Genomic DNA, 21,936 nt, shown 5'->3' with positions numbered 1-21,936 from the left:
GCAAGCGCAAGCGGCATGCAATGGTGAAGAAGAGCGCCCCGAGGACGCGGCAAACGGCTCAGATCCAGCCGGACAACTCGCGCCGCACCAGGGTCTGGATGACGTTCATGCCGTCGTCGCTGTCGTTGAGGCACGGGATATGCGCGAAGTTGTCGCCGCCATTCTCGTGGAAGATCTCCCCCGCCTCTCCGGCGATTTCTTCCAGAGTTTCAAGGCAGTCGGCGACGAAGCCCGGATTCATCACCGCAATGTTGCGGGTGCCGGCCTTGGCCATCGCCTCCACGGTCTTGTCCGTGTAGGGCTGCAGCCATTCCTCGGGACCGAAGCGCGACTGGAAGGTGATCTTCAGCTTGTCCTCCGACCAGCCGAGCCGCTCGCGCAGAAGCCGCGTCGTCTTGTGGCAATGGCAGTGATAGGGATCGCCCTTGCGGAAGTAGGACTGCGGAATGCCGTGATAGGAGGCGATCACCGTCTCCGGCTCGAAGTCGAGGCCGGCAAGCGTCTTCTCGATGGAGCTGGCCAGCGCGTCGATATAGACCGGATCGTCGTGATAGGGCGGCACGGTGCGCAGCGCCGGCTGCCAGCGCAGCTTCAACAGCTCGCGGAACACAACATCGTTCACTGTCGCCGTGGTCGAGGCCGAATATTGCGGATAGAGCGGGAAGACCAGCAGACGGTCGCAGCCCTGCTCGCGCAGCTTCGCCAGCCGGTCCGGGATCGACGGCTGGCCGTAGCGCATCGCCCAGTCGACGACGATGCGGTCGTCGATACCGGCCATGGCGGCGGCAAGCTTGTCCGACTGCGAGCGGGTGATCGTGCGCAGCGGCGATTCGTCGAGTTCCCGGTTCCAGATCTCGTCATAGGCCTTGCCGGATTTCTTCGGCCGGGTGTTGAGGACGATGCCGAAAAGGATCGGGTACCACAGCGCCTTGGGCCACTCGATGACCCGCTTGTCCGTCAGGAATTCCTTCAGATACCGGCGCATGGAGCGGAAGTCGGTGCCGTCGGGCGTACCGAGATTGACGATGAGAACGCCGATCTTGCCCGCCTTGACGCCGGGATGTCCGGCCGGCAGCTGCACCTTGCCCATCTCGCGACGCCTCGTTTCCCGCTCGCTGTCGCTGTCGATCACGCTCATGCTGTCCATCTGGCTCCCGATCACATTCCGGTCCGGCTGAGCGGCACATAAGGCGCAAAAGCCGGGTCGTCCATATCCTAGTCGTTTCTACGCAGCCAAGTCGAAGAGGGTTCACCCGAATGCGCGACAGGCTGACGCAGGCGGGCAATTGCTCCGGACTTGGGCGCTGTTAACGGTCCTTTCAAAACAGATCGTCAAAATTGTCGATATTACCAAGGCTTGGCCGTTGCTTCCGGTTGCAGGAAGCGCGCCTGCACGCCGCCACCGGGACGAATTTCAGTGAAGAACGAGAAGATCCTCCTCGTGGAGGACAGCGCATTCACCCGCCGGCTGCTGCGCGGCATGCTGAAGGACCTCGGTTTCCATGCCGTCACCGAGGCAGCCGATGGCATGGAGGCGGAGCAGCTCCTGAAGCTGCACCGCTTCGACGTCATGCTGATCGACTGGCGCATGCCGCGCCAGGACGGCGCGGAGTTCCTGACCAAGCTGCGTGCGCACGACAATTCCGTGACCGCGTCCACCCCGGCGATCATCATCAGCGCGCATGTCGATCTTGTCTTGCTGCAAAGGGCGGCAACGCTCGGCGCCCAGTCGGTGGTGGTGAAGCCGTTCTCGCTGCAGATCCTGAAATCGCATCTCGACGCCGCGTTGGGGCGCCCCATCGACCGGGCATTGCCCGCTGCAAGACCCGACGCGAAGCCGGCCGCGCTGCCCGATCCCGCTGCCATCGCGGAGCCGGGCCCTGCCGCGGACGACGACCTCTACGAGATCGTCTATCTCTAGGCTTGCGGTCTTGTAAGGAAGGCGCTCACTCGCCGCGATAACGCTCGGCGACGCGGAACCAGAATTCGACGATCGTGTGCAGGACCTCGCTCATGCCGGCAAGGCTGTCGGCCTTGGTGACGACGGCATTGGCGCCGGCCGCATAGGCCCGGCGAATCGTCACCGGATCATCGGCCGTGGTGAAGACGCAGACCGGGACCGCGCTGAGCCGGGCATGCTGGCGCAGCTTGCCGAGAAACTCCGTTCCCGTCATCACCGGCAGGTTTAGGTCGAGCAAAATGAGGTCCGGGGCGGGAGAACCGGCCGCCGCAGCGCGGTTGAGATGGTCGAGCGCCTCGGCGCCGTCCGAGGCGACTTCAAGGCGGACAGGCACGCTGGACGCCTTCAGCGACTGACGGATGATGACGACGTCGTCCGGATCGTCCTCGACCAGCAACACGAAAGCGCCGTCGGCAGCCTTCTCCGCTTCATCCTGCATGGTATCGCTCGTCCGCACCTGAGGCCGTCCGCCGGCCATCGCCATCGGGTCCCGCACAACCGGGGTCCTCTTGCATAGGCCAGGGCGTTGCAACTGCGCAAGGGGCGAGGACGCCGGCAGACGGGAGGCCGCCGTCGCCAGGGCTTGCTCAGGCTTCGTAGTTGCGCTCGTCGGCGATCACCTTGCCGTCGTTCGGCAGGGCACCGGGCAGCACCCGCTCGACCCGGCCCGACAGCTTGGTCACCTCGCGCAAGGTGGCGGAAATCGCCTGATCGAGGCCGTCGCCATGCGTTTCGGCCTCGTAGGCCAGACGCATCACGTCCTGCTCCGCCTGCCGCTCGACGATGAGCCGGGCGCGGGTGATCTCAGGGTGCCGGCCGAGCAGTTCGGAAATCTGCTTGGGATCGACGAACATGCCCTTGATCTTGGTGCGCTGGTCGGCCCGGCCCATCCAGCCCTTGAGCCGCATGTTGGTGCGCCCGCACGGAGAGCGGCCCGGCAGCACGGCCGACAGGTCGCCCGTGCCGAACCGGATCAACGGATAGGCCCGGTTGAAATTGGTGATCACGACCTCGCCGACCTCGCCCTCCGGCACCGGCACCCCGGAGCCCGGACGAACGATCTCGACGATCACGTCCTCGTTGACGATCATGCCCTGGTCGGCGGCCGCCTCGTAGGCGATGACGCCGGCATCGGCCGTCGCATAGGCCTGCAGCACCTCGATGCCGCGCTCGCGGTATTCCGCCCTCAAGCTGGGGAACAGCGCGCCGCCGGACACCAGACCCCGCCGCAGCGAGGAGGCATCGCGGCCGAGTTCCGCCGCCTTGTCGAGGAGGATCTTCAGATAGTCGGGCGTGCCGGCATATCCGCTCGGACGCAGGGTGGCGATGGCCTCGACCTGCATCTCGGTATTGCCGACGCCGGCGGGAAAGACCGCGCAGCCGAGGGCTCGCGCGCCGTGATCGAGAATGAAGCCGCCCGGCGTCAGGTGGTAGGACAGAGCGTTGTGGACGATGTCGCCCGCCCGAAAGCCGGCGGCAAAGAAGGCGCGCGCCGCCGACCAGGGATCGGCCTCGCCCCCCTGCGGCTCCCAGATCGGGCCGGGCGACATGAAAATGCGCCCCATGGCCGACAGCGGCGCGGTGGCGAAGCCGCCGAAGGGAGGGGTCTGCGCCTGGGCTGCCATCAGATCCGGCTTGCGCAGCACCGGCAGACGGGCGAGCGCTGCCCGGTCGACGAGCGAGGCCGGGTCGTATCCCTCAAGGTGGCTGGCCCAGCCGGGCGCCTTCGCCATCGCATCGGCCACATGGGCGGGAAGCCGCGCGAAGAGATCGGCGTCCCGTTCACCCGGCTCGCGGATCTCCAGGTTGTCGAAATGCTCTGCGCTCATGTCGCGCTCCTCGTGAATTCCTGGCCGGGCGAAAGAATGGACCTTTCGCGTCTCCGTCGCCGGGCTGTCCGCCCCGCTTCGGCCTGCTGCTTTGACTGGACGCGGTGCTGGCTCAGGCGAGCCAGCGCTTGCGGCGCTTGTAGTGCTTCACGTTCCGGAACGACTTGCGCCCCTCGCCGCCGACGCCGAGGTAGAATTCCTTCACGTCCTCGTTCTCGCGCAGCGCCTTGGCGGCGCCGTCGAGCACGATGCGGCCCGATTCCATGATGTAGCCGTAGGTGGCGTAGCGCAGGGCGACGTTGGTGTTCTGCTCGGCAAGCAGGAAGGACACGCCCTCCTTCTCGTTGAGCTCCTTGACGATCTCGAAGATCTCCTCGACGAGCTGCGGGGCAAGTCCCATGGACGGCTCGTCGAGCAGGATCATGTTCGGCTTGCTCATCAACGCACGGCCGATGGCACACATCTGCTGCTCGCCGCCGGACGTGTAGCCGGCCTGGCTGCTGCGCCGCTCGCGCAGGCGCGGGAAATAGGCATAGACCTTCTCGAGGCTCGCCTTGACGGCGGCATCGCCGTCGCGCCGGGTGAAGGCGCCGGTCAAAAGGTTTTCCTCGATGGTCAGATGGCCGAAGCAATGGCGGCCTTCCATGACCTGGATGCAGCCGCGGCGCACCAGGTCGCTCGGCGACAGCGCCTGCACCTGCTCGCCCTTGAAGACGATGTTGCCCTTGGTCACGTCGCCGCGTTCGGCCTGCAGAAGGTTCGACACGGCCTTCAGCGTCGTGGTCTTGCCGGCGCCGTTGGCGCCCAGCAGGGCGACGATGCCGCCTTCCGGCACGGTCAGCGAAACGCCCTTCAGCACCAGGATGACGTGGTTGTAGATCACCTCGATGTTGTTCACAGCGAGGATGGTCGAAGCGGACGTCTCGGTCTGCCGTGCATTGGCGTCCATGTCACTCTTCCGGCGCTAGGCGTTGGGCGGTCCGGTCCGGGCGAATGCGGCGCGGGCCGGCGGATCTGGTGCCGGTCCGCAGCCTCGCCGCGGACCGGGTGTTTCTCGAGACTGCCTGGCTCAGTTGGCCGGGCAGGCGTCCTCACGCGTCGGCCACGGGGCGTTCGACGTCGCGTAGTCCTTCGAGGCCTGCATCAGGATCGGCGTGACCTCTTCGGTCATCGGCGAGAACCAGTCGGTCGCCGGGGTCCACTTCTCGCCATCCCATTCCTGGATGAACAGCGAGTGGTGACCGGAGTGGTTGGCGCAGGTGATCTCGATCGGCGCGATCATGCCCTTCAGGCCGATGGCCTCCAGACGTGCCTCGTCGATCTTCAGGTTCTCAAGGCCGACGCGCATGTCCTCGGCGTTGATCACCTTCTTGCCGGTCATCTCCTGCGCGGTACGGATCGCCTCGACCATGTAGACCGCATTGACGACGCCGCGGTTGTAGAGGTTCTCGCCCACCGTGCTCGCCGGGGTGCTCGACTTGCCCGCATCCACGACCAGCTTCTTGATGTCCTGCAGCGCCGGATAGTCGGCACCGACATTGTTGAAGCTGACGGACTTGTAGCCCTTGGCGCCCGCGCCGCCGGCCCGTGCGTCCTCATCGCCGCCGGCCCACCACACGCCGATGAACTTCGACATGTCGAACCGGTTCTTCACCGCTTCCTTGATGGCGGTCGGATTCATGGCGCCCCAGCCCCACATCACGACATAGTCGGGACGATCGCGGCGGATGGACAGCCACTGCGACGACTGGTTCTGCATCTCCTTGCCCGGGACCGGGTACTGCAGCACCTCGAAGCCATACTTCTGGGCAAGGTTCTCGAGCAGCGGGATCGGCTCGCGGCCGTAGCCGGCGTCAAGGAAGATGTAGCCGATCTTCTTGCCCTTGAGGCCTTCCATGCCCCCTTCCTGCTCGCCGATGTACTTGATGATCGCCGACAGGCCGTCCCAGTACGTGTCCGGCGGATTGAACACCCACGGGAAGGTGTTGCCATCGGCCGCTGCGGACAGGCCATAGGCCATCGACAGGACCGGGATCTTGTCGACCGACGACTTGGGGATCACCTGCAGGGTAATGCCCGTCGACCACGGGTTGAACACCAGCGTGTTCTTCGCCTTGGCCTGCTCGTAGCACTCCACGCCCTTCTGCGTGTCGTAGCCGGTCTCGCACTCGTCGAAGGCGATCTTGACACCGTTCACGCCGCCGTCGCGCTCGTTGATCATCGCCAGATAGTCGGACATGCCGTTGGCGATGTGGATCCCCGAGCCGGCATAAGGGCCGGTCCGGTAGGTCGGAAGCTGGATGTAGACGGAATCCTCGGCGAGAGCCGGGGCGGCGAAGGACGCCGCCAGGCCCAACAGGACCGATCCCGCCAGGAGAGTTTTCATTCGCATGTCTTTCCTCCCATACGTGCCCCTTGCGGAGCCTTGCCAGTGGAGCCTCGCCATTTGGACCGGGTCCGGCTCGCGCCCCGATGGCATACAAGGGTCGCCCCTCCCACGCGGATCCTCCCTGATCACGCGTACGGGAACGGCCAGACCCTGAGCTTCTCCTTGCCGATCGCCCACAGCCGGGCCAGCCCGTGCGGTTCGACGATCAGGAAGAAGATGATGAGCGCGCCGATGACCATCTGGGCGACCTGGAACACGGTCTCGGCGGCGACATCGACGCCAAGAGCCGGCAGGCCGACGCGCAGCAGGATCGGAAGGATCCAGATGAACGCCGCGCCGAAGAACGACCCCACCAGCGAGCCGAGGCCGCCGATGATCGCCATGAACAGCACCTGGAACGACAGGGTGATCGAGAACACCGCAGGCTCGGAGGCGCCGAGATAGAAGAACACGAACATCGCGCCGGCGACGCCGCACACATAGGACGACACCGCAAAGGCCGAGAGCTTGGCGATGAGCGGGCGCACGCCCATCAGTTCGGCGGCGATGTCCATGTCGCGGATCATCATCCACTGCCGGCCGATGCGGCCGCGGATCACGTTCTTGATGAGCAGGGTCATCACCACGACGATGGCCAGCACCACGTAGTAACGGGCCGTGCCGCTGGCCGCCGGGCCGGTGATCAGCGTGCCGAAGACCTCGCGGCCCGGCACCTCGATCGCGCCCGACGAGTTGTAGTTGTACAGCCACGGGATGCGGATGAAGCACCACTCGAGGAAGAACTGCGCGGCAAGCGTCGTCACGGCGAGGTACAGGCCCTTGATGCGCAGCGACGGCAGGCCGAAGACCACGCCCGCGGCCGCGGCAAAGATGCCCGACAGCAGGATGTGGACGATGACGTTCACATCCGGGAAGATCGTCACCAGCTTGTAGCAGCTGTAGGCGCCAACCCCCATGAAGGCGCCGGTGCCCAGCGACAGCTGGCCGGCATAACCCGTCAGGATATTGAGGCCGATCGTGGCGAGCGCCAGAACCAGGAAGGGAATGGCGATGGCCGAGAGCGTGAACTCGCTCGCCGCCAGCGGCAGCAGGAGGGCGACCACGAGAATGACGGCAATGCCTATACGGTCCTGGCGGATCGGGAAGATCTGCTGATCGGCGGCATAGGTCGTCTTGTACTGGCCGGCTTCACGATAGAACATGGCTGGCTCCTCAAATCCGCTCGATGATCTTTTCGCCGAACAGGCCCTGCGGTCGGAACAGCAGGAAGATCAGCGCGATGACATAGGCAAGCCAGCTTTCGATGCCGCCTCCCACGAGGCCGCCCCAGTAGATCTCTCCGACCTTCTCGCCGATACCGATGATCAGCCCGCCGATGATGGCGCCCGGGATGGAGGTGAAACCACCGAGGATCAGCACCGGCAGCGCCTTCAGCGCCACGATCTCCAGTGCGAAGGACACGTCGGAGCGCGCGCCCCACATGATGCCGGTGGCCAGCGCGACGATGCCGGCGGCGAACCAGACGATCGCCCAGATCTGGTTGAGCGAGATGCCCACCGACAGGGCCGCCGTGTGGTCGTCGGCCACCGCGCGCAGGGCGCGGCCGATACGGGTGCGGTTGAAGAAGAGCGCGAGCCCGCCGACCATCAGCAGCGCGATGACCGCTGCGGCGATGTCGATATGCTGGAGGATCACCAGGCCGCGCTCGCCCATCTCGAAGGCCGTCGAGCCCGTTGGCAGGCCGAGTTCGGAGGTGATCATCTGCTTCGGCTCGCCGCCGAAGATCACTTCGCCGAGGCCGATCAGGAAGTAGGTCATGCCGATGGTCGCCATCAGCAGGATGATGTCCGGCTGGCCGACCAGCGGCCGCATGACGAACTTTTCGATGCACACGGCGAGGATCGCCATGATGCCGATTGCCAGGATCAGCGCCAGCCAGGCCGGCACCCCCTTCTCGTGCAGGCCGACCAGAGACAGGCCCGCGAACACGACCATGATGCCTTGTGCGAAGTTGAAGACGCCCGAGGCCTTGTAGATCAGCACGAAACCGAGCGCGATCAGGGCGTAGAGCACACCGGCGACGAAACCTTCCCAGACCACCTGGATCAGGAAGTCCGGCGCGTCGACCATCTGCACGAAGGGGTCGATGAGGATGTTGTAGAGCATGTCCATTAGTGCGGAACCCCGAGATACGCGTCGATCACATCCTGGTTCGACTGCACCTCCTCCGGAGGCCCGTCGGCGATCTTGCGGCCGTAGTCGAGCACCACGACGCGGTCGGACAGGTCCATGACCACGCCCATGTCGTGCTCGATCAGCGCAATCGTCGTGCCGAACTGCTGGTTCACGTCGAGGATGAAGCGGCTCATGTCCTCCTTCTCCTCAAGGTTCATGCCCGCCATCGGCTCGTCGAGCAGCAGCAGTTCGGGCTCCATGGCCAGCGCCCGGGCCAGCTCCACCCGCTTTTGCAGGCCGTAGGGCAGCCGGCCCACCGGTGTCTTGCGGATCGCCTGGATCTCGAGGAAGTCGATGATCTCCTCGACCTTGCGGCGATGCTCGATCTCCTCGTTCAGCGCCGGCCCCCAGTGCAGGCACTGCCAGAAGAAGTTCTTGTTCATCTTCAGGCCGCGGCCGGTCATGATGTTGTCGAGCGTGGTCATGCCCTTGAACAGCGCCACGTTCTGGAACGTGCGGGCAATGCCGTGGCTCGCCGCCTCGTAGGGCTTCATCTTCCGCCGGACCTGGCCGCGCCAGGTGATCGTCCCCTCCTGGGGATGGTAGAAGCCGTTGATGACGTTGAGCATCGAGGTCTTGCCGGCACCGTTCGGCCCGATGATCGCCCTCACCTCACCCTTGAGGATGTCGAAGGAGATGTTGGTGATCGCCTTCACGCCGCCGAAGGACAACGAGACGTTGTCGACGCGCAGAAGGACTTCCCCCTTGGTCAGGCCGGAGTGCCCGGCCATGCCGGCGGGGTCGACAAAGGCGTTCATTCTGCCGCCTCCCTGAGGCCGCTGCTTGCGGCCGGATAGGTCTGCATGTCGCGGATCTCGACGGTTGCCTCGATCGCGCCCTTGCGGCCGTCCTCGAAGGTGACCTCGGTGCGCACATGCTTGTTGGTGGAACCGTCGTAGAGCGCCTCGATGAGCGGGGCGTAGCGGTCGGCGATGAAGGAGCGGCGGACCTTCTGCGTGCGCGTCAGCTCGCCGTCGTCGGCGTCGAGCTCCTTGTGCAGCACCAGGAAGCGCTTGATCTGCGCGCCCGCCATCATCGGCTCGTTCGCAAGATCGCGGTTCACCTCGTCGACATGGCTGCGAACCATCTCGTAGACCTGTGGATGCGCCGCCAGCTCCTGGTAGGAGGCATAGTTGACGTTGTTGCGCTCGGCCCACGATCCCACGGCGGTCAGGTCGATATTGACGAAGACGCCGCAGAAATCGCGGCCGTCACCGAAGGCCACGACCTCCTTCACGTTGGGATAGAACTTCAGCTTGTTCTCGATGTATTTCGGCGCGAACAGCGAGCCGTCGGTGAGCTTGCCCACGTCCTTGGCACGGTCGATGATCTTGAGATGGCCGTTGTCGGCGATGAAGCCCGCATCGCCCGTCAGCACCCAGCCGTCCTCGGTCTTGGTGGTGCGGGTGGCTTCCTCGTTCTTGTAGTAGCCGACGAAGACGCCCGGCGAGCGGTAGAGCACCTCGCCGTTCTCGGCGATCTTGATCTCGACGTCCGGCGCCGGCATGCCGACCGTATCGCCGAAAATCTCGCCGTCCGGCTGCATGGTGATGTAGACGCTGGCTTCGGTCTGGCCGTAGAGCTGCTTCAGGTTGAGGCCGAGCGAGCGGTAGAAGCGGAAGATCTCCGGGCCGATCGCCTCGCCGGCAGTGTAGCCGACGCGCAGACGGGTAAAGCCCATCTGGTTCTTCAACGGTCCGTAGACCATGAATTCGCCGAGCTGGTAGAGCAGACGGTCGACCAGCGACACCTTCTCGCCGTTGAGGATCGGCTCGCCGACCCGCCGCGCCAGCGCCATGAAGCTGTCGAACATCTTCTTCTTGAGCCGGCCGGCATCTTCCATGCGGACCATGATGAGGGTCAAAAGACCCTCGAAGACGCGCGGCGGGGCGAAGAAATAGGTCGGGGCGATCTCGCGCCGGTCCGACAGCACCGTTTCGAGATTTTCCGGGCAATTGACGCAATAGCCGGCGAGATAGGCTTGGGCGAGCGAAAACACGTGGTCGCCGATCCAGGCCATCGGCAGGTAGGCGATGGTCTCCTCGGTCTCGTTCAGCTTGTCGAAGGCGTTGCCGTTGCGCGCCGAGATGACGAGGTTGTCGAAGGACAGCATCACGCCCTTCGGCCGGCCGGTGGTGCCGGAGGTGTAGAGCATGACCGCAAGGTCGGCGCCCTTCGTAGCGGCGATGCCCTCGAGCCAGGCCTTTTCGCGCGCGCCGTCCGCGGCAAGCGCGGCGCGGCCGTTCACCTGCAGCTGCTCGAAGGAGTGGAGTCGGGTGTGATCGTAGTCGCGCAGGCCCCGCGGATCGTCGTAGACGATGTGCTCGAGCCTCGGCAGCTGCTCCGACATGGAGAGAAGCTTGTCGACCTGCTCCTGGTCCTCGACACAGGCGAAGCGAACCTCCGCGTGCTCCAGGACATAGGCCATCTCTTCGGCGACGGAGTCCGAATAGAGCGGGACCGGCACGCCGCCGAGCGACTGCGCCGCGACCATCGACCAGTAGAGCCGCGGACGGTTGGCGCCAACGATGGCGATCCTGTCTCCCGGCTTGAAGCCGGCGTCCTGCAGACCGATCGAAAAGGAGCGGATTTCCTCCAGCACCTGCGACCAAGTCCAAGTCTGCCAGATTCCGAGATCCTTCTCGCGCATGGATGGCCGGTCCGCGAAGACACGGGCATTGCGCAGAAGAATTTTCGGAAAGGTGTCCTCGTCGAGGCGCTCGACGACGGGCGACCCTGCCATGCGTTTCTTCCCCTCTGGACGCCCCGTTTTCGGGGTCGTTCGTTTCAGCGTTGCCAAGACACAATTGGTCTCGACGGCGACAACCCCTTCTCTCTTGTTGGAGACTCGGCACGGGTTGACGCGGATTTCCGCTTAAAGGCAACGCTAGGGCCCCAGCGTTGCGCCAGTATGTGCCAAATGCAACGAATTGTTTCAGAGGCGAGGAAGACCCGGTATCGACGAGAGACGATATCGACAGCGGCCAAGCGCTGGATAAACTCGCCCCATGACACGCCGCGACCTGTATCGCGAGCGGCTCGACCTGTTGCAGGCGGCGCTCGATCACATCAACCAGGGGTTCTCCGTCTTCGACGCGGACCTGCGCCTCGTTGCCTGGAACCGTCAGCTGTTCTCGATGCTGGAGTTTCCCTGGCACCTGGCCCGTCGCGGCACGCATCTGTCCGCCTTTCTCGAGGTGAACGCGGCACGCGGCGAATACGGCCCAGGCGATGTCGGCGACATCGTCGCGCGCCGGGTCGAGCGGGCAAAGCTGTTCGAGCCGCACACCTTCGAGCGGGTACGCCCCGACGGTCAGGTGGTGATGGTGACCGGCGCGCCCCTGCCCGAGGGCGGCTTCGTCACCACCTATACCGACATCACCCGCGAGCGGCAGCACCAGGCCTCGCTGGAGCGCACCGTCGCCGAGCGCACCCATCAGCTGCGCCAGAGCGAGGACTGGCTGCGGCTGGTCACGGAAAACATCCCCGCGCTCGTTGCCTATATCAGCCCCGGCCCGATCTACCGCTTCGCCAACCGCCGCTATGCCAAGTGGTTCGACCAGACGGTGGAATCGATCGCCGGCCGGCATGTGGGCGACATTCTCGGCCCCGACCTTTATGCCCGGCTCGAGCCGCATATCGAGAAGGCCTTCCAGGGCCAGGCGGTCTCCTATGAATATTCGCGCACCCGACCGACCGGCGTCGTCGCGCATATGCGCTCCACCCTCATCCCCGACCGTACGCTGGACGGGCGGGTGCTCGGCTGCTTCGTGCTGTCGCTGGATGCGACCGAGCAGAAGCGCAGCGAGGCGGCCCTGGCCCAGGCCCAGCGCATGGAGGCGGTCGGCCAGTTGACCGGCGGGCTGGCGCACGACTTCAACAACCTGCTGACGATCATCATCGGCAACGTGCTGGCGCTGAGGCGCAAGGTCGACCTCCCGGCGATGCCTGATCTTGCCATGCATCTCGACCCGATCCACCAGGCCGCCCAGCGCGGCGCCGACCTGACCCGGCGCCTCCTGGCCTTCGCCAGAGGCGATGCTTCCGACGTGCGGCCGCTGCGGCTCGCCCCGCTGACGGCGAATGTGGAAGGACTGCTCGCCGGCTCCCTGCCGAAATCGGTGGAGCTGGTGCTCGACCTTGCCGCGTGCGACGCCATCGTGCGCATCGACCCGGCGGAGTTCGAGAATGCGCTGGTCAACCTGGTGCTCAATGCCCGCGATGCGATGCCCTCGGGCGGGACCATCTCCATCTCGCTCACCTGCGCCGATCTCAACCGGGCGGAGGCCGACCGGTTCGGCGTCATGCCCGGCGCCCATGCGTTGCTGGAGGTACGGGACGACGGCGAGGGCATGAGCGAGGAGGTGCGCCGCCAGGCCTTCGACCCGTTCTTTTCAACCAAGCCTTTCGGAACGGGCAGCGGCCTCGGCCTGCCGACCGTCTATGGCTGCGTGCGGCGCAGCGGCGGCGGCATCCTGATCGACAGCACCCCGGGAGAAGGAACGGTGATCCGCCTCGCCTTTCCGGTGATCGACGCCGAGCCGGGCCAACACGACAACGCAGACGGCGAGCCCGCCGCCGACGGCAACGGCGAACTGGTGCTGGTGGTGGACGACGACACCGACGTCGCCGACGTGGTGCGCGACCAGCTCTGCGCCCTCGGCTATTCGGTGCTGGTGACCGGCAGCACGGACGACGCGCTGGACCTTGTCCGCGACGTCGAGGACATCCGTGCGGTGCTCAGCGACATCGTCATGCCGGGCCAGACCAACGGCATCGCTCTTGTTGCCGAACTAAGAAAACGGCGGCCGGGTCTTCCGGTGGCGCTGATGACCGGTTACCGTCAGGGGCCGACGCTTGAGGCCCAGTCACCGGACTGCCCTGTGCTGCCAAAACCCTTTTCCAGCCGCCTGCTCGCCCGGACCATGAACGAGATACTTGCTTCATGAACCATCCCGACCCCATCCAGGGTGGAGACGCCGCCGCCGGCGCGGACCCGCTCGTCTTCATCATCGAGGACGAAGCCGACATCCGCGCCCTGCTGGCCGACACGCTCTCCACCTACCGGTTCCGCACGGAAGTCTTCGCGACGGCCGACGCGGCCCTGATCGGCATCGGCCAGCGCATGCCCGCCGCGATCATCCTCGACCTCGGCCTGCCCGACATGGACGGGATGGAGATGATCAACCGGGTGCGCGCGCGCGGGCCCGTACCGATTCTCGTGCTCTCCGCCCGCGCCCATGCCTCCGACCGGATCATGGGGCTGGAATTCGGCGCCGACGATTATGTGGTGAAGCCGTTCGACCCGCGCGAAATCGTCGCCCGGGTACGCTCCCTCCTGCGCCGCGCCGCGCCGGCGGCGGCAACGGGCAGCAGCGAGAGCGGCGAACGGGTGCCCCGGGAATTCGCTCGTTTCGAGAACTGGCGGTTCGAGCCGCAAAGCCACCGCCTTGTCGATCCGGACGGCGAGGAGACGTTCCTGTCGACCGGCGAAGCGGCGATCCTGACAGCGCTGCTGAAAGCCCCCCGCCGGGTGCTCAGCCGCGACTATCTTCTGGAACACGGCGGACGCGACGACACGCTCGACCGGGCCATCGACGTGCGCATCTCACGGATCCGCAAGAAGCTGACCCGCCCCGACACGCCGACCCTCATCCGGACCGTCTACGGCTCAGGCTACATGCTGACCGCACAGGTTGACTGGGTCTCCGGATAAGGCCGGATCATTTGCCTCAGTGACAGTGATAAGGCTGGGAACCGGCGTGGCAACACTGCCCGCGCGGGCTGTCCTTGCGACATCCACCGCCATGGGCGCTGGCACTGACCGTTGCAAACGCAACACTCATCAGAACGCAAACCAGAAAATACATCGTCTTCATTTCGAAATCCCCTTAATCGATAAAAAATAAATCTATATTCGAATCAATAAATATTCAAATAGATTACCCACAACTCATCACAACCATAAGATTTATTAGCGAAACAAAAGATGAATTATGCCAAGAGGCATGCAAAGCCTGGAGCCTGCGAAAGAGACACGATATCAGATCGTTCCGCGTGCCTTGCAGAAGGGCAGAGCCGTTGCCTGCGCGGCAAAGCACAACCGGAAACGAACACGGCCGCCGAAAGGCGGCCGTGAGCTGATTCTTTTTCGAGACAAGTGCCGAAACCGGTGTGACCGCGCTACCTACTCCGCCGCAAGCCGGGCACTGCGCCCCTCGCGGAACGCCGCAAGCAACTCGGGCAGCCGCGCCTCCGCCTCGTGCATCGAGGCTTCCCGGACCGGGCCGAAGCCGCGGATCGAGCGCGGGAAGGCAAGCAGTGCCTGCGCCGCCGCCACGTTGCCGGCATCGAGCGCACCCGCCACCTCGTCGACGATCCGCTCGTACTCGTCGCGCAGCCGGCGTTCGCGCTGCCGTTCCTGCGTACGCCCGAACACATCGAACGTACCGCCGCGCAGGCCCTTCATGCGGGCAAGCAGGCGGAAGAGCGGCATCATCCAGGGGCCGAAACGACGCTTGGCCGGACGTCCGGTCCGCTTGTCGGTGCGCGACAGCAGCGGCGGGGCGAGATGGAACTCCAGCTTCTTGAAGCTCTCGAACGTCTCCGACAGCTGGCGTGCGAAACTCTCGCCGGTGAACAGGCGGGCGACCTCGTATTCGTCCTTGATCGCCATCAGGCGGAAGAGCTCGCGCGCCACCGTTTCGCGGATTTCCTCGCCGGACGCGCCGAGACGGCTTGCCGCCTGCGACAGGCGCGCGACGCGCTCGCTGTAGCGCGCCGCATAGGCCGCGTCCTGGTAGTCGGTGAGGAAGGCGGCACGGCGCGCGACCATCTCCTCGACGCTTTCCGACAAGCGCCGGTGCTCGAGTTGGTCGGGACGCGACTTTACCGCCCGCACCACCGCCTCCGGATCCACCGCCGCGACCCGCCCCCAGGCAAAGGCGGACAGGTTCATCTCCACCGACACCTTGTTGAGGCGGATCGCCTCTTCCAGAGCCTCGCGGGTCAGCGGCAAGGCGCCGAGCTGCCAGCCGAAGCCGAGCAGGAACATGTTGGCGGCGATGGCATCGCCGAACAGCTCGGTGGCAAGCTCGGTCGCGTCAATGAAGCGGGCGCGATCACGTCCTGCCGCCTCACTGAGCGCCGCCACCAGGCGCCGGCCGGGAAGGCTGAAATCGGGATTACGGGCAAAGTCGCCCGGCAGGGTCTCGTGGGTGTTGATCACCGCGAAGCTCCGCCCCGGCGTCATCGCCGAGAGGATCTTGGCCGAGCCGGCAACGACGATATCGCAACCAAGCACCAAATCCGCCGAGCCGGGGCCGACGCGGATCGCCGAGATTTCCTCGGGCCGCGGCGCCAGCTTCAGATGGCTGATCACCGCCCCGCCCTTCTGGGCAAGGCCGGCCATGTCGATGATGCCGCAGCCCAGCCCGTCGAGATGGGCGGCCATGCCGATCACCGCGCCGATGGTGACGACGCCGGTGCCGCCGACGCCGGTGATCATCACCGAATGCATGCCGGTGAGCGGAGCGATCTGCGGCTCGGCGACCTGCGGTGCCGCCGGCGGCATCACCGCACGGCCCTTCAGCACGCCCCCGCGCACGCTGACGAAGGACGGGCAGAAGCCCTTCACGCAGGAGAAGTCCTTGTTGCAGGACGACTGGTCGATCGTCCGCTTGCGCCCCCACTCGGTCTCGACCGGCTGGATGGCGACGCAGTTGGACTGCACGCCGCAATCGCCGCAGCCCTCGCAGACCAGCTCGTTGACCACCACCCGCTCGTCCGGATCGGGGAAGAGGCCGCGCTTGCGCCGGCGCCGCTTCTCGGCGGCGCAGGTCTGGTCATAGATGAGAACGGTGAGCCCCGGCTCGCCGGCAAGCTCGCGCTCCACCTCGATCAGCTCGTCGCGGTGATGGATTGCGGTGCCGGACGGCCAGGCGGTCGCCGGGGGATATTTGCCCGGCTCGTCGGTGACGATGACGACCCGCCGCGCACCTTCGGCCGCCACCTGCCGGGCGATCTCGTCGACGCGCAGGCCGCCGTCATGGGCCTGGCCGCCGGTCATCGCCACCGCATCGTTGTAGAGGATCTTGTAGGTGATGTTGACGCCGGCCGCCTTGGCTGCGCGGATCGCCAGCGCGCCCGAGTGGTTGTAAGTACCGTCGCCGAGATTCTGGAAGACGTGACCGGTGCGCGAGAAATGCGCTTCGCCGACCCAGTTGGCACCCTCGCCGCCCATCTGGGTGTAGCCTTCCGTGTTCCGGTCCATCCACTGGACCATGTAGTGGCAGCCGATGCCCGCATAGGCGCGGCTGCCCTCGGGAACGCGGGTCGAGGAATTGTGCGGACAGCCGGCGCAGAAATATGGGCTGCGCACGGCAACGTCCCGCGTCGCGGCAAGGCGCAGGGACCGTTCCTCCAGATCCGCAAGGCGGGCGGAAAGCCCATCGGAGGCGCGCCGCCGCGCCACCCGGCGGCCGATCTCGCGGGCGATCTGGATCGGCTCCAGTGCACCGGGCGCTCGGAACAGCACGGCTCCCTCCTCATCGGCCTTGCCGATCACCGCCGGGGCGTCGGTCATCCCGTAGAGGATTTCCTTCACCTGCGGCTCGATCAGCCCGCGCTTTTCCTCCACCACGATCAGCAGCTCGAGACCTTGCGCGAAATCGCGCAGACGGCCCGGCGACAGCGGCCAGGGGCAGCCGATCTTGAGGAAGGCAACGCCGAGATCCGCGGCAGCCACCTCGTCGATGCCGAGCAGGTCCAGCGCCTCCAGCACGTCGAGATAGCTCTTGCCGGTGGAGACGATGCCGACAACGGGCTGGCGGCCGCCCGACAGCACCACCTTGTCCAGCGGATTGGCGGCGATGAAGGCCTTGGCCGCCGGCAGCTTGACTTCGTGCAGGCGCGCTTCCTGCACCAGGGGATGATCGGACGGACGAATGTGCACGCCGTCCGGCGGGAAGGGAAAGTCGGGAAGCACCGGCAGGACCCGGTCGAGCCGCCCGTCGATGGTCGCAGTCGATTCGACATTGTCCTTGACCAGCTTCAGGCCGGCCCAGATGCCGGCATAGCGCGACAGGGCCCAGCCATAGAGGCCGAAGTCGAGGATTTCCTGCGCGCCGGCCGGATTGAGGATCGGCATCATCGCATCGACGAGCGCGAATTCCGACTGGTGCGCCGTGGTGGAGCTCTCGCAGGTGTGATCGTCGCCCATCAGCGCCAGGACGCCGCCATGGCGCGAGGTGCCGGCGAGATTGGCGTGGCGGAAGGCATCGCCCGACCGGTCGACGCCCGGCCCCTTGCCGTACCAGATGCCGAAGACACCGTCGTAACGGCCCTCGCCGCGCATTTCCGCCTGCTGGGTGCCCCACAGTGCGGTAGCGGCCAGGTCCTCGTTGATCGCCGGCGAGAACACGACGTCCTGCGGGGCAAGCAGCCGCGCGGCCTTCTGGAACTGCTGGTCGAGCGCGCCGAGCGGCGAACCGCGATAGCCGGTGACATAACCGCCGGTGTTGAGCCCGGCGCGGCGGTCCCGCTCCTTCTGCATCAGCACCAGACGGATCAGCGCCTGGGTGCCGGAGATGAAGATGCGCTCCCTCGAAAGGTCGAACTTGTCGTCGAGCGAGACCGTATTGCGTGCCATGTGAACTCCCTCCCTGCGAGCGCTCTCACGCGCGCCCGCTGCGCCAAGGTTCTTTCCCAACCCCCGGTGCCGTCAAATGAAATCCGCAACCCGATCGGATCAATCCTCTCTCGCAGGCGGCTGTTCCACACCCTTTCGCCGGTCATTTCGCACCTGCAACAGAACTTGCCGCAACGTCCGCACCGCAGATTGTCGGCGCGATGCCGGCAAGGCGATTTTGCCTGCAACCCATGCAGCATTGCTTTTGCAATGGGCGCAAAGCTGCTAAGCAAACGCCCATCGTCATATGGGGAAGCGGGCCGGAACGGCGAATACGTCGACGCCCCGCTGGGGGAACTACCGGAGAAGGTCTGTGATGAAACTCGAGAACGCGCGCCGCCAAACGCGCGATTGGGAGTGAGCCCGTGCGTGCGCTTGCCCTGATCGTCCGCATCATCAGCGGTATCAACGCGCTGGTCGGGAATGTGTTTTCCTGGCTTTCGCTGGCCATCGTCGCCGTCTGCTTCACCGTCGTGGTGCAGCGCTATGTCTTCGCGATCAGCTATGTCTGGATGCAGGATCTCTACGTCTGGCTGAACGGCGCCATGTTCACCGCCGTTGCGGGATTCGCGCTGCTGCGCAACGACCATGTCCGCGTCGACATCTTCTACCGGCCCGCCAGCATTCGCCGCAAGGCGATGGTGGACCTGATCGGCGTCTTCCTGTTCCTGCTGCCCTTCACCTATGTGGTGATCAACTTCGGCTGGACCTTCGTCGCCCGCTCCTGGCGCCTGCACGAGGCGTCGGCCAATGTCGGCGGCATGCCCGGACTGTTCATCCTGAAGTCCTTCATCATCGCCTTCGCCGCGCTTCTGGCCCTGCAGGGTATCGCCATGGCCGCCCGGGCGATCCTGGCTCTGGCCGACCGGGAAGACCTTCTGCCGCCGCATCTGCGCTACGAAAGCGTCGCCGCATCCACTGGGGAGGCTGAGGCCTGATGGATCCCGTTCTTATCGGCGAGCTCCTGTCGGGGCTCATGTTCTTCGGCATTATCGGCTTCCTGCTGCTCGGCTTCCCGGTCGCCTTCACGCTCTCCGGCGTGTCGCTGATGTTCGGCCTCGTCGGCATGTGGTTCGGCGTCTTCGACCCGTCCAATCTTGGCAGCCTGGCCAACCGCTACATCGGCTACATGACCAACGAGGTCCTGGTCGCCGTGCCGCTGTTCATCTTCATGGGCGTCATGCTGGAGCGCTCGAAGATCGCCGAACAGCTGCTGCTGACCATGGGCAAGCTGTTCGGCAACCTGCGCGGCGGCCTCGGCATGTCGGTGATCGTGGTGGGCGCGCTGCTGGCCGCCTCCACCGGCGTCGTCGGTGCCACAGTCGTGACGATGGGCCTGATCTCGCTGCCGGCGATGCTGCGCGCCAATTACGACCCGCGCCTCGCCACCGGCGTCATCTGCGCCTCGGGCACGCTCGGCCAGATCATCCCGCCCTCGACCGTGCTGATCTTCATGGGCGACATGCTGTCGGGCATCAACGCCCAGGTGCAGATGTCGAAGGGCAACTTCGCTCCCACGCCGGTCTCGGTCGGCGACCTGTTCGCCGGCGCGCTGCTGCCGGGCCTGCTGCTGGTCGGCCTCTACCTGTCCTGGACGATCTTCAAGGCGATCGTGGATCCCAAATCCTGTCCGGCAACGCCCGTGCCGCAGGAGGAGAAAGCGCATCTCTTCCGCGAGGTGCTCACCGCGCTGCTGCCGCCGTTGATGCTGATCCTGGCCGTGCTCGGCTCGATCCTCGGCGGCGTCGCAACGCCGACGGAAGCGGCTTCCGTGGGCGCGGTCGGTGCGCTGGTGCTCGCCGCCCTGCGCTGGCGCCTGTCCTTCTCGATCCTGCGGGAAACCGCGATCGCGACGGCGACCATCACCTGCATGGTCTTCATCATCCTGTTCGGCGCTGCCGTGTTCTCCATCGTCTTCCGCCTTATGGGCGGCGACAACCTGGTGCACGAGTTCCTGTCGAACCTGCCCGGCGGCACCCTGGCGGCCGTGGCGGTGGTGATGTTCATCATGTTCCTGCTGGGCTTCATCCTCGACACGTTCGAGATCATCTTCATCGTGATCCCGATCACCGCGCCGATCCTGCTGGCGCTGGACGTCGATCCGGTCTGGCTCGGCATCATCGTCGGCGTGAACCTGCAGACATCGTTCCTGACGCCGCCCTTCGGCTTCGCACTGTTCTATCTGCGAGGCGTTGCACCGCACTCGGTGTCGACGGCGATGATCTACAAGGGCGTGCTGCCTTTCGTCTGCCTGCAGCTGCTGGCCATCGCGATCCTGTTCATCTTCCCGGAGATCGCAACCTGGCTGCCCAAGCAGATCTACAACTGAGGACCGGTCGCCGCGCACATCCCAGCGCGGCGATCCCTTCCCCGCCCGGAAGGCGGTGTCCCGGGCAACTCCTCGAGACGAACAAAAAACCCCGGCCGCAAGGCCGGGGTTTTCTCGTTTCGGGCTTTCGAAAAGCCTCAAAAAGCGCCGGATGGGCCCACCGTCAGGCGGGCCCATCCGGCGTGTTGCATCAGATCTTGAAGTAGGCCTTGCGCGCCTCGATGAAGGCGCCGTCGGTGCCCTCGGTGCGGGTGCGCAGGATGTTGAGCGACTCGATGAAGCTCTCGGTCGTCTTCTTGACGAGAGCATCGTCGGAATCGCGCAGGCTGGTCAGGATCTCGATCGCAGCCTTGGCACCGGCTTCCATGATGTCGTCCGGGAACTGGCGGACATTGACGCCATGCTCTTCGACGAGCGTCTTCAGAGCACGCGGGTCGTTGGCATAGAAGTCCGAGGCAACCTGGTCGTACTCGGCCTGGCAGACATCGCGGACGATCGCCTGCAGGTCGGCCGGCAGGGCCTGATACTTGGACTTGTTGACGACCAGCTCGGTGGCGAGGCCCGGCTCAACGAAGCTCGGGAAGTAGTAGTTCTTTGCCACCTGATAGAAGCCGAGAGCCAGGTCGTTGTACGGACCGACGAACTCGGCCGCATCCAGCGTACCGGACTGCAGGGCCTGGAAGATCTCGCCGCCGGCCATGTTGGTGACGGTGGCGCCGAGCTTCTCCCACACGCGGCCGCCGAGGCCCGGCGTACGGAAACGCAGGCCCTTGACGGACTCAAGGCTCGTCAGCTCGTTGCGGAACCAGCCGCCCGCCTGGGTGCCGGTGTCGCCGGACAGGAAGCCCTGCACGCCGAACTGGTCGTAGATTTCGTCCCAGAGCTCCTGGCCGCCCATGAAGCGCACCCACGCGGTGAGCTCACGCGAGGTCATGCCGTAGGGCACGCCGGTGAAGAACGACAGGGCCGGGCTCTTGTTCTGCCAGTAGTAGGCAGCGCCATGGCTCATCTCGGCCGAACCGTCGATGACCGCATCGAGCGACTGGAGCGGCGGAACCAGCTCGCCAGCCGAATAGACCTGGATGGTCAGACGGCCGCCGGATGCGGCGGTGATGCGATCGGCCAGACGCTGCGCGCCGACACCCAGGCCCGGGAAGTTCTTCGGCCAGGTGGTAACCATGCGCCAGGTCTGGTTGCCCTGCGCGATGGCCGGAGCGGCGAGCGTTGCTGCGCCGGCGCCAACGCCGGCCAGGCCGGCCTTCTTGATGAATGAACGGCGATCCATGCGGTCCCTCCCTTGGGATTTGTCGAGATGTCGAGTCCCTCGCCCGATTTCTCGAACTCGTGTCGGCAACCGGGGTTGCCAGACGTTGCCAAGTACCCTTCTCCTAAAGGCACTTTGACAGCGATATAAACCGCATATGCCTATGGGACACAAGGCCGGCCGATACAACTGCGCGAATTTTCACCATGCCCGGCAAGCCCCTGGCAAAGCCCGCTCCACCT

Annotated in this window: 16 protein-coding genes; 5 read left to right on the top strand and 11 right to left on the bottom strand. The window is 65.5% G+C overall.

Annotated elements, in window-relative coordinates:
- Window positions 1–58: 58 nt before the first annotated feature.
- The gene (gene hemH / locus ACVJ6E_RS13360) at window positions 59–1,090 is read right to left on the bottom strand and encodes a ferrochelatase (protein WP_199681344.1); all 1,032 of its coding nucleotides are present in this window, start codon (window positions 1,088–1,090) and stop codon (window positions 59–61) included.
- A 327-nt stretch (window positions 1,091–1,417) separates the two neighbouring features.
- Here hemH and ACVJ6E_RS13355 point away from each other — a divergent pair, with 327 nt between their 5' ends.
- Window positions 1,418–1,921: a response regulator gene (locus tag ACVJ6E_RS13355; RefSeq protein ID WP_158592722.1), complete on the top strand. Its 504-nt coding sequence runs from the start codon at window positions 1,418–1,420 to the stop codon at window positions 1,919–1,921.
- A gap of 25 nt (window positions 1,922–1,946) precedes the next feature.
- Here ACVJ6E_RS13355 and ACVJ6E_RS13350 read toward each other — a convergent pair whose 3' ends face one another.
- From ACVJ6E_RS13350 to ACVJ6E_RS13315, 8 genes are all read right to left on the bottom strand, one after another.
- On the bottom strand, window positions 1,947–2,399 hold the full coding sequence (locus ACVJ6E_RS13350; RefSeq protein ID WP_158592723.1) for a response regulator: 453 nt from the start codon (window positions 2,397–2,399) through the stop codon (window positions 1,947–1,949).
- Between the two features lie 148 nt (window positions 2,400–2,547).
- Window positions 2,548–3,789, bottom strand: a complete 1,242-nt coding sequence (locus tag ACVJ6E_RS13345; RefSeq protein ID WP_120269657.1) for a phenylacetate--CoA ligase family protein — start codon at window positions 3,787–3,789, stop codon at window positions 2,548–2,550.
- A 112-nt stretch (window positions 3,790–3,901) separates the two neighbouring features.
- Entirely contained in the window at window positions 3,902–4,738 is an 837-nt protein-coding gene (locus ACVJ6E_RS13340) for an ABC transporter ATP-binding protein (RefSeq protein WP_120269658.1), read from the bottom strand.
- Window positions 4,739–4,858: 120 nt separating this feature from the next.
- Window positions 4,859–6,181: an ABC transporter substrate-binding protein gene (locus ACVJ6E_RS13335; protein ID WP_120269659.1), complete on the bottom strand. Its 1,323-nt coding sequence runs from the start codon at window positions 6,179–6,181 to the stop codon at window positions 4,859–4,861.
- Between the two features lie 122 nt (window positions 6,182–6,303).
- Entirely contained in the window at window positions 6,304–7,380 is a 1,077-nt protein-coding gene (locus tag ACVJ6E_RS13330) for a branched-chain amino acid ABC transporter permease (protein WP_120269660.1), read from the bottom strand.
- 10 nt (window positions 7,381–7,390) lie between these two features.
- Window positions 7,391–8,344, bottom strand: a complete 954-nt coding sequence (locus ACVJ6E_RS13325; protein ID WP_120269763.1) for a branched-chain amino acid ABC transporter permease — start codon at window positions 8,342–8,344, stop codon at window positions 7,391–7,393.
- A 5-nt stretch (window positions 8,345–8,349) separates the two neighbouring features.
- A complete protein-coding gene (locus ACVJ6E_RS13320; RefSeq protein ID WP_120269661.1) occupies window positions 8,350–9,171 on the bottom strand; it encodes an ABC transporter ATP-binding protein in 822 nt (273 codons plus the stop codon).
- The gene (locus ACVJ6E_RS13315; RefSeq protein ID WP_120269662.1) at window positions 9,168–11,156 is read right to left on the bottom strand and encodes an AMP-binding protein; all 1,989 of its coding nucleotides are present in this window, start codon (window positions 11,154–11,156) and stop codon (window positions 9,168–9,170) included. The genes ACVJ6E_RS13320 and ACVJ6E_RS13315 overlap by 4 nt, the downstream gene beginning before the upstream one ends.
- Before the next feature lie 265 nt (window positions 11,157–11,421).
- On the opposite strand from ACVJ6E_RS13315, the gene ACVJ6E_RS13310 reads away from it, so the two are divergent.
- Window positions 11,422–13,362 (top strand): PAS-domain containing protein, encoded by a 1,941-nt coding sequence (locus ACVJ6E_RS13310; RefSeq protein WP_120269663.1) that lies wholly within the window; start codon window positions 11,422–11,424, stop codon window positions 13,360–13,362.
- Window positions 13,359–14,129, top strand: a complete 771-nt coding sequence (locus ACVJ6E_RS13305; protein ID WP_120269664.1) for a response regulator transcription factor — start codon at window positions 13,359–13,361, stop codon at window positions 14,127–14,129. Before ACVJ6E_RS13310 ends, ACVJ6E_RS13305 begins: the two co-directional genes overlap by 4 nt.
- Before the next feature lie 471 nt (window positions 14,130–14,600).
- Here the strand turns inward: ACVJ6E_RS13305 and ACVJ6E_RS13300 are convergent, their stop codons facing one another.
- The gene (locus ACVJ6E_RS13300; protein ID WP_120269665.1) at window positions 14,601–18,062 is read right to left on the bottom strand and encodes an indolepyruvate ferredoxin oxidoreductase family protein; all 3,462 of its coding nucleotides are present in this window, start codon (window positions 18,060–18,062) and stop codon (window positions 14,601–14,603) included.
- 404 nt (window positions 18,063–18,466) lie between these two features.
- Between ACVJ6E_RS13300 and ACVJ6E_RS13295 the strand changes: the two genes are divergently transcribed.
- Window positions 18,467–19,039: a TRAP transporter small permease subunit gene (locus tag ACVJ6E_RS13295; protein WP_120269666.1), complete on the top strand. Its 573-nt coding sequence runs from the start codon at window positions 18,467–18,469 to the stop codon at window positions 19,037–19,039.
- Window positions 19,039–20,430, top strand: coding sequence for a TRAP transporter large permease (locus ACVJ6E_RS13290; protein ID WP_120269667.1), 1,392 nt, complete (start codon window positions 19,039–19,041; stop codon window positions 20,428–20,430). Before ACVJ6E_RS13295 ends, ACVJ6E_RS13290 begins: the two co-directional genes overlap by 1 nt.
- A gap of 190 nt (window positions 20,431–20,620) precedes the next feature.
- On the opposite strand, the gene ACVJ6E_RS13285 is transcribed toward ACVJ6E_RS13290, so the two are convergent.
- Window positions 20,621–21,715 carry a TRAP transporter substrate-binding protein gene (locus tag ACVJ6E_RS13285; RefSeq protein WP_120269668.1) on the bottom strand — a complete coding sequence of 365 codons (1,095 nt, stop codon included), beginning with the start codon at window positions 21,713–21,715 and terminating at the stop codon, window positions 20,621–20,623.
- Window positions 21,716–21,936 lie beyond the last annotated feature (221 nt).

It is taken from the genome of Stappia sp. G46H5W (assembly GCF_058448995.1).
Note: the sequence above shows the minus strand (reverse complement) of the source record. Positions and strands in the feature narration are given on the sequence as shown.